Raw genomic sequence first — 9934 nt, 5'->3', positions numbered from 1 at the left:
GTGCGGGGGTTCGACTGCGGGCTCATCCGGGGGTGTTTCCTTCCACCAGTGTCAGGAGGGCGGCCAGGTCGTCCGGGCGCGTGTGGGGGTTGAGGAGGGTGGTCTTGAGCCACAGGCGCCCGTCTATGCGGGCCCGGCCGAGGACCGCGCGGCCGTCGGTGAGGAGCCTTCGGCGTACGGCGGCCACCGCGTCGTCCGCGGCGTGCGCCGGCCGGAACAGGACCGTGCTGATGGTGGGCGGGTCGTAGAGCTCGAACCCGGGGTGACCGTGAACGAGGTCGGCGAACTCACGGGCCCGGTCGCAGACCTGCTCGACGAGCTCGCCGAGTCCGCTGCGGCCGAGGGCCTTGAGAGTGACGGCGATCTTGACGACGTCGGGCCTGCGGCTGGTCCGCAGGGACCGGCCGAGCAGGTCGGGCAGGCCCGCCTCGGTGTCGTCGTCGGCGTTGAGGTAGTCGGCGCGGTGGTGCAGCACGGCGAGGTCACCCGGGTCCCGCACGGCGAGCAGCCCCGCGGCGACGGGCTGCCAGCCGAGTTTGTGCAGATCGAGGGTGACGGTGTCGGCGGCGTCGAGACCGGCGAGCCGGTCCCGGTAGCGGTCGCTGAACAGCAGGCCTGCGCCGTACGCGGCGTCGACGTGCAGCCGTGCCCCGTGGGCCGCGCACAGCTCGGCGATCTCGGGAAGCGGGTCGATGAGCCCGGCGTCGGTGGTCCCGGCGGTGGCGGCGACGAGATGCGGACCGGGCAGTTCCGTCAGCGCCTCGTCGAGCGCGGCGAGGTCGAGGACACCTGCCGGCGCGGGCACGACGACCGGGTCGGCCAGCCCGAGCAACCAGGCGGCACGGGGCACCGAGTGATGAGCGTTGGCCCCGTGCACGAGCCTGAGCCCGGCGCCGCGCGCCTCCCGGGCGAGGAGGAGGGCGAGTTGGTTGGACTCGGTGCCGCCGGTGGTGGTCAGGGCGGTGGGGGCGGCACCCCCGAAAATTTCTCGCGCCAGCGCCCCCGTCACCAGCGCCTCCAACTCCGAGGCTCCCGGCGCCTGGTCCCATGAGTCCAGGGAGGGGTTGAGGGCGGAGGCGGCCAGGTCGGCGGCGGTTTCCGCGAGGGCGTGGACGACGGTGTGCAGGGCGTTCGGGTCGCCGTCGGCCGGCAGTACGTCGCCGACGGCGTCCCGCAGACGCGCGGCCACCGCCTTCGGGCCGCCCCGGGGCAGTGGGCCGCCGCGTGCCCGGATGCCCTCACCCAGCGCGTCCAGCACGGTGTCGAGCAACGGCCGCAGGGCGTGGGGGCCTTCCGGGCCTGAAGCGAGCGACGGCGGCGTACGCATCGTGTCCTCCCGGGCGCTGGGCAAGAGGGACTTCCAGCTTGTACGCCGATGCGCTTTCGCGCCCGAAAAGCCCAATGATCGGAACCCGAAAGGGGGTATTTCCGTACGGGGAACGCGTGTCGGAGGACGCGTGCCGAGGGTGGCGGAGTAAAGGCTCGCAGGGTGGTCCGCGGCACCCTCGGCTCAGGGCTGGTGCACCTCGCGTCCCGGAGGGACTAGTCCGCCGGCTGGCCCTCCCTCACCCGCAGCGCCCGCGCCAGGTCGTCGAGCTGGTCGGCGAGCCTGCGGCGCAGTGACGGGACGGGCTCGCCGTCGCGCAGGCAGTCCTCGCCCAGCCGCAGGGCGTCGGCGTCGACGGCGTAGACCGGGAAGGCGTGGCGGCCGGCGGCGTCGGCCATGGCGGGGCCGCGGCGGGCGCCGACGGCGACGGCGTCCTTGTAGTAGCGCGGCACGTACTGCCGCAGCAGGTCGGCCTGTTCGGGCTGCCAGAAGCCGTGGGCGGTGGCGATGAAGAGGTAGTTGGACAGGTCGGCGCTGCCGTCGCCGCCGAACATGGCGTCCCACGCCCTCGCCTTGGCCTCCTCGTCCGGCAGGGCGGCCCGGCAGCGGGCGGCGCCCTCCTGGCCGGTGGCGCTCGGGTCGCGCTCCAGCTCGGCGGCGATGGCGGCCTCGTCGACGGCGCCGAGCACGGCCAGCCGGCCCAGCACGCGCCAGCGCAGGTCGGGGTCGAGCTCGGGTCCGCCGGGCACGGTGCCGTCGGCGAGCCAGGCGGCGATGGTGTCGGGGTGGGCGGCGGCGTCGATGAAGTGGCGTACGGCGATCAGGCGCAGGCCGGGGTTGTCGCCGTCCTCGGTGCGGCGGATGAGGTCACGGCACAGCGAGGAGAGCGTGGTCAGGGCGGCCGGCCGCTGCTCGGGGGCGAGGTAGCGGTCGGCGACCTGGGCGGCGGCGAAGCCGAGGACGCCCTGGACGACGGCGAGATCGGTCTCGCGCGGGAGGTGGGCGCGGGCGGCCTCCAGGTAGGCCGCGGCGGGCAGTTCGCCGTCGCGGACGGCATCGCGCAGGGCGTTCCAGACGACCGCGCGGGTGAGCGGGTCGGGCAGGCCGGCGAGGCTGGTCCGGACGGTCTCGAAGGACTCGGGGTCGAAGCGGACCTTGGCGTAGGTCAGGTCGCCGTCGTTGAGCAGCAGCAGGGCCGGACGCTTGCCGATGGGCTGCGGCGCGGTCTGCGGGATGTCCAGGTCGAGGCGCTCGCGCAGGGTGAGGTGGCCGTCGTCGTCGCCGAGGTCCTGGTCGTACAGGCCGACGGAGACGCGGTGGGTACGACTGCCGGCGTGGTCGACGGTGAGTGTGTAGGTGCCGTTGTCGCCGCGGGTGACGGCCGGGGTCAGGGTGTCGACGCCGGTGGTGCGCAGCCAGGCGTCGGCCCAGGCGTGGACGTCGCGTTCGGTGGCGGCGGCGAGGGAGTCGAGGAAGTCGGCGAGGGTGGCGTTGCCGAACCGGTGGCGGGCGAAGTGGGTGTTGATGCCGGCGAGGAAGTCCTTCTCGCCGAGCCAGGTCACCAGCTGCCGCAGCGCGGAGGCGCCCTTGGCGTAGGAGATCCCGTCGAAGTTGAGCAGAGCGGAGGCGGTGTCGTCGACGGCCTCGGGGGCGACGGGGTGGGTGGAGGGGCGCTGGTCGGCGTCGTAGCCCCAGGCCTTGCGGACGATGCCGAAGTCGGTCCAGGTGTCGCTGAAGCGGGTGGCTTCGGCACAGGTCTGGTAGCCCATGTACTCGGCGAAGGACTCGTTCAGCCAGATGTCGTCCCACCAGCGCAGGGTGACGAGGTCGCCGAACCACATGTGGGCCATCTCGTGGGCGATGACCATGGCGCGGGTCTGCCGCTCGGTCCTGGTGACGGCGGAGCGGTAGACGAACTCGTCGCGGAAGGTGACGAGGCCGGGGTTCTCCATGGCGCCGGCGTTGAACTCGGGGACGAACGCCTGGTCGTAGGAGTCGAAGGGGTAGGGCTCGTCGAACTTCTCGTGGAAGCGGTCGAAGCACTGCCGGGTGACCTCGAAGAGTTCCTCGGTGTCCGCGTCCAGGTAGGGGGCCAGGGAGCGACGGCAGTGGACGCCGAAGGGCAGTCCGCGGTGCTCGGTGCGCACCGAGTGCCAGGGGCCGGCGGCGACGGCGACGAGGTAGGTGGAGATCGGCGGGGTGGGCGCGGCCTGCCAGCGGCCGTCGCCGAGGTGCTCGGTGATGCCGTTGGCGAGGACGGTCCAGCCGTCGGGGGCGGTGACGGACAGCTCGAAGACGGCCTTGAGGTCGGGCTGGTCGAACGCCGGGAAGACCAGCTTGCAGTCGTCCAGCGCCAGTTGGGTGTAGACGTACGCCTCGCCGTCGGTGGGGTCGGTGAAGCGGTGCATGCCCTCGCCGGTGCGGGAGTAGCGCATGGCGGCGTCGACGCGCAGTTCGTGCTCACCGGCGGTGAGGTCCTTCAGAGGCAGCCGGTTGCCGTCCAGGATCCCGGGGTCGAGGGGGTGTCCGTCCAGCGTGACGGAGCGCAGCTCGGCGGGCCTGATCTCGACGAAGGTGTCCGCGTCGGCGCGCGTGGTGAACCTGATGACGGTACGCGAGTCGAAGGTCTCGTCCCCGGTGGTCAGATCGAGTTCGATCGAGTAGCGGTGGACGTCGAGGAGCTGGGCACGGGTCTGCGCTTCGTCGCGCGTGAGTACGGACATGCAGGACATGCTGCCTGATGGCACTGACAAGGCACAGGGGCGGATCAGTACGTGCGCTATGTCCGGTCTTTGGCCGACGTGGCCGCCGGGCAGTCGCGCTGCGGCGGGACCCGGGCGTCGGGGTGCGGCAGGGCGGGGCGGGGGCCGGGTTCCTCGGTCTCGGTGGGGTCCTTGACCAGGGCGCGCAAGGTGCGGACCTCCTGCTCCAGCGCGCGGTGGCGTGCGTGGGCGTCGTAGAGGTAGCGGACCTTGGTGCGCAGCGCCCAGGGGTCGATGGGCTTCATGACCAGGTCGGCGACGCCGAGCCCGAAGGCGGCGGACACCAGTTCCTGGTCGGCTCCGAAGCCGGTGAGGAGGATGACCGGTATGTGCTGGGTCTGTTCGACGCGCCGCATGTAGCGCACCACGTCCAGGCCGCTGACGCCGGGCATGCGCACGTCCAGGAGCAGCAGGCCGACCTGTCCGCGCAGCACCTGCTTGAGCGCCTCGTCACCGCTGGTGGCCCGGGCCAGTCGGTAGCCCAGCGGGGCCAGGGCGCTCTCCAGCGCGTACAGCGTTTCCTCATGGTCGTCGACGATGAGGATCTTGGCATCCGACGGCATGGCCCGACGTCCCTCCCGCGTGGACATCCGAGGTATGTCCGGGGGCGCTGACGGGGAGTGCGTGTCAGCTGGCATGCGGTGCACAGCGCAGCATGCCCCGCCAGGGCCGCCGTGTCACTCCCTCGGGAGGGTCTGTTCACGTCCTGTCGTCACATTTGCGTCGTCCGCGCGGCGGGCCACCTCCTGGCCGGGAATGCGACGAGATGTCCCGGTCGGTCAGCCCCTAGGGGCGAGGTGCCGCGGTCTCGGCTCCGTTGAGGGTGTCCTCGGCGATGCTCTCGTGGTGCCTGATCACCTCGGCGATGATGAAGTTCAGGAACTTCTCCGCGAACGCGGGGTCGAGCTTGGCGTTCTCGGCGAGGGTGCGCAGGCGGGCGATCTGGCGGGCCTCGCGGGCCGGGTCGGCGGGCGGGAGCTGGTGCTTGGCCTTGAGATGGCCGACCTGCTGGGTGGCCTTGAAGCGTTCGGCGAGCATGTGGACGACGGCCGCGTCGATGTTGTCGATGCTGTCGCGCAGCCGGGAGAGCTCCTCGCGGACGGCGGGGTCGACGTCGCCGCCGGAGCTGTTGGAGGACGTGTTGCTGGTCATGAGCGCCCAGCCTACGGGGCGCCTCAGGTGGTCGTTCGTTCGATCACGGGTGGATCGTCGGGGTCGGGGACCTGGTTGCTCCAGCCGCCGGGGACGACACGGCTCTGCTGGGCGCGGAAGCGGACCGGGGCCATGCCGACGCGGCGGGTGAACAGGCGGGAGAAGTAGGCGGGGTCGTCGTAGCCGACGCGGCGGGCGACGGCGGCGACGGGGAGTTCGGTGGCGGCGAGCAGTTCCTTGGCGCGGCCCAGGCGGATGCCGAGCAGATAGTCCTTGGGGCTGCAGCCGGCGCCGCGCCGTACGGCGGTGCGAAGTTCGGCGAGGGTCATGCCGTGCCGGGCGGCGTGGTCGGCGACGGTCAGCGGCAGGCAGGCGTCGCGGGCGAGGGCCTTGAGGACGAGGTCGCCGTCGGGGGCGAGGTCGGCACGGGCGCGACGCAGGGCGACGAGGAGTTCGTGGACGGCGGCTCCGGTCTCGACCTCGAGGAGCGGGTTGTCGCGGCGGGCGGCGCGTGCCATGCGTCCGATGACGGCACGTGGGCCGGAGGCGTCGGCGAGGGGCACGACGGGGCGGTCCGGTTCGATGTAGCCGAGTTCGGTGTACGAGGCGGTGGCGGGCCCGGCGAAGTCGACGAAGCCCTCGTCCCAGCCGGTGCCCGGGTCGGGCGCGTAGTGGTGCGGTACGCCGGGGGTCAGCCACAGCAGGGCGGGCGCGGTGACGGTCGTACGGCGGCCGTCGGGGTGGGCGTACCAGCCGTCGCCGGTACTGATCACGACGGCGACGTGGTGGTCCAGGACCCGTGGTCCGACGGTGGGCAGTGCGCCGTACTGGAGGCCGACGCCGAGGCAGACGAGGCCCAGGCGGTGGTGGGCGGGGCCGGGCGTGAAGAAGCGCATCCAGGTGTGGTACATACCGATGCCTCCCGTCCGCCGCTTCGGTCCAAGCAGCGCCGATCTTTGTCCATGGCCCCTGACCGGCGCCAGGGGCGAGGGTGGGGCGCATGAGCGAGTTCACGGTGGGGGACCAGGATTTTCTGCTGGACGGGCGGCCGGTGCGGCTGCTGTCCGGCGCGCTGCACTACTTCCGGGTGCACGAGGCGCGGTGGGGGCACCGGCTGGCCATGCTGCGGGCGATGGGCCTGAACTGCGTGGAGACGTATGTGCCGTGGAACCTGCACGAGCCGGCGCCGGGGCACGGCCGGGACGTGCAGGCGCTCGGCCGGTTCCTGGACGCGGCCCGGGAGGCGGGACTGTGGGCGATCGTGCGGCCGGGGCCGTACATCTGCGCCGAGTGGGAGAACGGCGGTCTGCCGTACTGGCTGACGGCCGAGGTGGGCGCACGCGCGCGTACCCGTGACGAGCGCTATATGGGTTACGTGGCGAGCTGGTTCCGGCGGCTGCGGCACGAGATCGTGCCCCGGCAGGTCGACCGCGGCGGTCCGGTGATCATGGTGCAGGTCGAGAACGAGTACGGCAGCTACGGCTCGGACGCGGAGTATCTGTGCCGGCTGGCGGACCTGCTGCGCGAGCACGGCGTCACGGTCCCGCTGTTCACCTCGGACGGCCCCGAGGACCACATGCTCTCCGGCGGCTCGGTCCCCGGGATCCTCGCGACGGTGAACTTCGGCTCCCACGCGCGCGCGGCCTTCGAGACACTGCGCCGGCACCGACCCGACGGCCCGCTGATGTGCATGGAGTTCTGGTGCGGCTGGTTCGACCACTGGGGCGGCGAGCACGTCGTACGGGATCCCAGGGACGCGGCGGCCGCTCTGCGGGAGATCCTGGAGTGCGGGGCGTCGGTGAACCTGTACATGGCGCACGGCGGCACGAACTTCGCCGGCTGGGCGGGCGCCAACCGGGGCGGCGGCGCGCTGCACGACGGGCCGCTGGAGCCCGATGTGACGTCGTACGACTACGACGCCCCGATCGACGAGTACGGCCGTCCCACGGCGAAGTTCTGGGCCTTCCGGGAGGTACTCGCCGAGTACGCCGACGGCCCGCTGCCCGAAGTCCCGCCCGCCCCGGCCCCGTTGGGCGCCCCGGCCGAGGCGGACCTGACCGACTGGGCGCCCCTCGCCGACGTACTGCGGACCCTGGGCGGCGCGGAGACCGCCGGCCCGGTCCCGCCCACGTTCGAGGAACTGGGCGTCGAGCGGGGTCTGGTGCGGTACGAGGTGACGGTGCCGGGTCCACGGCAGCCGTATCCGCTGACCGTGCGCGGGCTGCGGGACCTCGCCGTGGTGTACGTCGACGGGGAGCGGGCCGGGGTGCTCACCGAGGACGAGGCGTGCCTGAAGGAGCCTGTCGCCGGGTACGCGCGCGTGGAGCTGTGGGTGGAGTCCCTGGGGCGGGTCAACTACGGGCCGCGGCTGGGCGAGCCCAAGGGGATCACGGGTGGCGTCCTGCACGAGCGGCAGTACTTGCACGACGTACGCGCGCGTGGGCTGCGGCTGGAGGCGCTGGACGACTTCGGGAGGGTCCGGGCGGTGCCCTCACGGGAGCTGCCGGAGGACGGTGCCCCGGGGCTGTACCGGGGCACCGTCACCGTGCGCGGCGCCGGAGACGCCCGTCTGGAGCTGCCGGGCTGGACCCGCGGCTTCGTGTGGATCAACGGCTTCGGACTCGGCCGTTACTGGTCGGCCGGCCCGCAGCGCTCGCTCCACGTCCCCGGTCCCGTCCTGCGGGAGGGCGGCAACGAGGTGTGGGTGCTGGAGCTGGAGGGGACGGCCCGGCCGGGGTCCGGCGAGGCCGGTGTCCCGGTGCTCCGGGCCGTCTGAGGCACTTCTGACGCGGCGGGCGCCTAGAGGGCGTTCGCCGCGCGGGCTATGTCCTTGGCGAAGGTGCTGACCTCGGTGTAGACACCGGGCACGCCCGTACGGGCGCAGCCGTCGCCCCAGCTGACTATGCCGACCTGGATCCACTTGCCCGCGTCGTCCTTGCGGAACATCGGGCCACCGGAGTCGCCCTGGCAGGTGTCGATGCCGCCGCTCTGCCAGCCGGCGCACAGTTCCTCCTTCGACACCAGCCGGTTCCCGTAGTGACGCTTGCAGACACGGTCGGCGACGAAGGGAACCGTGGCCTTGCGGAGCTTGGTCGTGCCCTCGCCCTGGCCCTCCTTCATGTCGCCCCAGCCGGCGATCGTGAACATGCCGCGGTTGTAGCGGTCCGTGGTGGCGATCTTCAGCGTCGGCTTGTCGATGGGCCGGGCGAGCTTGATCAGCGCCCAGTCCTTGCCGTTGCCGTCGTAGCCCGGCGCCACCTTGACCTTCTTCGACTTGACCTTGATCGCGGCGGAGGAGTCGAGGTCGTTGACACCAGCGGTGACGGTGATGCTGGTGTTGTTGCCGGAGCCGTCCATGCAGTGGGCGGCGGTCAGGACGACGTCCTTCTTGTAGAGCGCTCCGCCGCAGCCCATGGAGAGATGGACCATGAACGGGAACTCGTTCTGCGCGGCGGGCGTTCCACCGACGACGCGGGTGGACGCGGCGTTCGCGCTGAGGGGCTGGAGGGAGGCGACCGCGAGGGCGACGGCACCCACCGCCGCCGCTCTCTTGGCCAGGGTCATGCCGCTTCTCTTCGGCGAGCTGTGGGTCAACATACGTCCTCTCATGGCGTGTTGAGCGGCCCGCAGTATGAAGATCGGGTGGCATGCCTGGCAAGGACGGATCTCACGCCCGGGGCGTGGAACCTCGTCGCGGAAAAACCCCTCACCTCCCCGTAGAGTGGAATCGGGTTCCAGGCGTCTTGGGGGTAAGGGCGTGGCGAACGGCGGACCGGTCCAGCACGGCTTCCCGCACCTGGAGACGGTGCGGGCCTCGATCACCGCGCTCTACAGGCGACTGTCGTACGACACCGTCCGGACGTTCGCGACCAGCGTGGCGCCCGCCGACGTGGCGTTCTGCGACACGGACGATCTCTATCTGGGTGCGCAGCGGGTGGCCCATGAACTCGTCCGGCACTACCGCCTTCCGGACGCCCGGCTGATCGTCAGCTTCCGGGAGATGACCCATGCGGCGAACGTCGAACTCGCCGCCGGGCCGGAGTACTTCGTGGAGTTGAACGACCGTTTCCGCACTCATCGGCGGGACATCGGGGCGGCCCTCGCACACGAGGTGATGCATGTGTACCTGCACCGCCTGGGCCTGTCCTTCCCCGGCACCCGGGACAACGAGATCCTCACCGACACGGCGACGACGTATCTCGGCGCGGGGTGGCTGCTTCTCGACGCGTACCGGGAGGACTCGGCGTCCTCGCAGAAGCTGGGGTATCTGACGCCGGAGGAGTTCGGGTACGTCCTCGCCAAGCGGGCGCTGGTCTTCGCCGAGGATCCGTCGGTGTGGTTCACCAGTCCGCAGGCGTACACGGCGTATGTGAAGGGGCTGGCGGAGGCTCGGCGTGACGAGCAGCAGCCGCCGTTGACGGCTGCGGGGTGGGCGGGGCGGCGGCGGTACGCGCACGATCGGCGGCATGCGCAGGGTGAGCGGGGTGCCGTGGGCGAGGCGCGGCCTGGGGTGCCGTACTCGTTCACGCCGGACGGGCGGGGGCCGCTGCGGGTGTCGTTCCCGTGTCCGACGTGTCAGCAGCGGATTCGGGTGCCGGTGCGGGGGCGGGTTCGAGCGCGGTGTGGGTTGTGCCGGACGGTACTGGAGTGCGACACGTAGAGCTTTCCTCGCCCCCGCCGCCCCTACCCGTCC

8 protein-coding genes are annotated in these 9934 nt (G+C 72.0%); 2 read left to right on the top strand and 6 right to left on the bottom strand.

What is annotated here, in order from left to right:
- Window positions 1-22: 22 nt before the first annotated feature.
- From L0P92_RS37590 to L0P92_RS37570, 5 genes are all read right to left on the bottom strand, one after another.
- Complete coding sequence (locus L0P92_RS37590; protein WP_234767557.1) at window positions 23-1327, bottom strand: pyridoxal phosphate-dependent decarboxylase family protein; 1305 nt, start codon at window positions 1325-1327, stop codon at window positions 23-25.
- Window positions 1328-1542: 215 nt separating this feature from the next.
- Window positions 1543-4050 carry an aminopeptidase N gene (pepN, locus tag L0P92_RS37585; RefSeq protein ID WP_234767555.1) on the bottom strand — a complete coding sequence of 836 codons (2508 nt, stop codon included), beginning with the start codon at window positions 4048-4050 and terminating at the stop codon, window positions 1543-1545.
- A gap of 56 nt (window positions 4051-4106) precedes the next feature.
- Complete coding sequence (locus L0P92_RS37580) at window positions 4107-4652, bottom strand: response regulator (protein ID WP_234767554.1); 546 nt, start codon at window positions 4650-4652, stop codon at window positions 4107-4109.
- Window positions 4653-4875: 223 nt separating this feature from the next.
- Window positions 4876-5241: a chorismate mutase gene (locus tag L0P92_RS37575; protein WP_234767552.1), complete on the bottom strand. Its 366-nt coding sequence runs from the start codon at window positions 5239-5241 to the stop codon at window positions 4876-4878.
- A 23-nt stretch (window positions 5242-5264) separates the two neighbouring features.
- Window positions 5265-6152, bottom strand: coding sequence for a helix-turn-helix domain-containing protein (locus tag L0P92_RS37570; RefSeq protein ID WP_234767551.1), 888 nt, complete (start codon window positions 6150-6152; stop codon window positions 5265-5267).
- A gap of 89 nt (window positions 6153-6241) precedes the next feature.
- On the opposite strand from L0P92_RS37570, the gene L0P92_RS37565 reads away from it, so the two are divergent.
- On the top strand, window positions 6242-8017 hold the full coding sequence (locus L0P92_RS37565) for a glycoside hydrolase family 35 protein (RefSeq protein ID WP_234767550.1): 1776 nt from the start codon (window positions 6242-6244) through the stop codon (window positions 8015-8017).
- Between the two features lie 23 nt (window positions 8018-8040).
- On the opposite strand, the gene L0P92_RS37560 is transcribed toward L0P92_RS37565, so the two are convergent.
- A complete protein-coding gene (locus L0P92_RS37560; protein WP_234767549.1) occupies window positions 8041-8805 on the bottom strand; it encodes a S1 family peptidase in 765 nt (254 codons plus the stop codon).
- Between the two features lie 193 nt (window positions 8806-8998).
- Between L0P92_RS37560 and L0P92_RS37555 the strand changes: the two genes are divergently transcribed.
- A complete protein-coding gene (locus tag L0P92_RS37555; protein WP_234767548.1) occupies window positions 8999-9901 on the top strand; it encodes a hypothetical protein in 903 nt (300 codons plus the stop codon).
- The last annotated feature ends 33 nt before the right edge of the window (window positions 9902-9934 follow it).

Source organism: Streptomyces muensis, assembly GCF_021474425.1.
Taxonomy (GTDB): Bacteria; Actinomycetota; Actinomycetes; order Streptomycetales; family Streptomycetaceae; genus Streptomyces; species Streptomyces muensis.
This window is presented reverse-complemented; position numbering and strand designations above follow the sequence as displayed.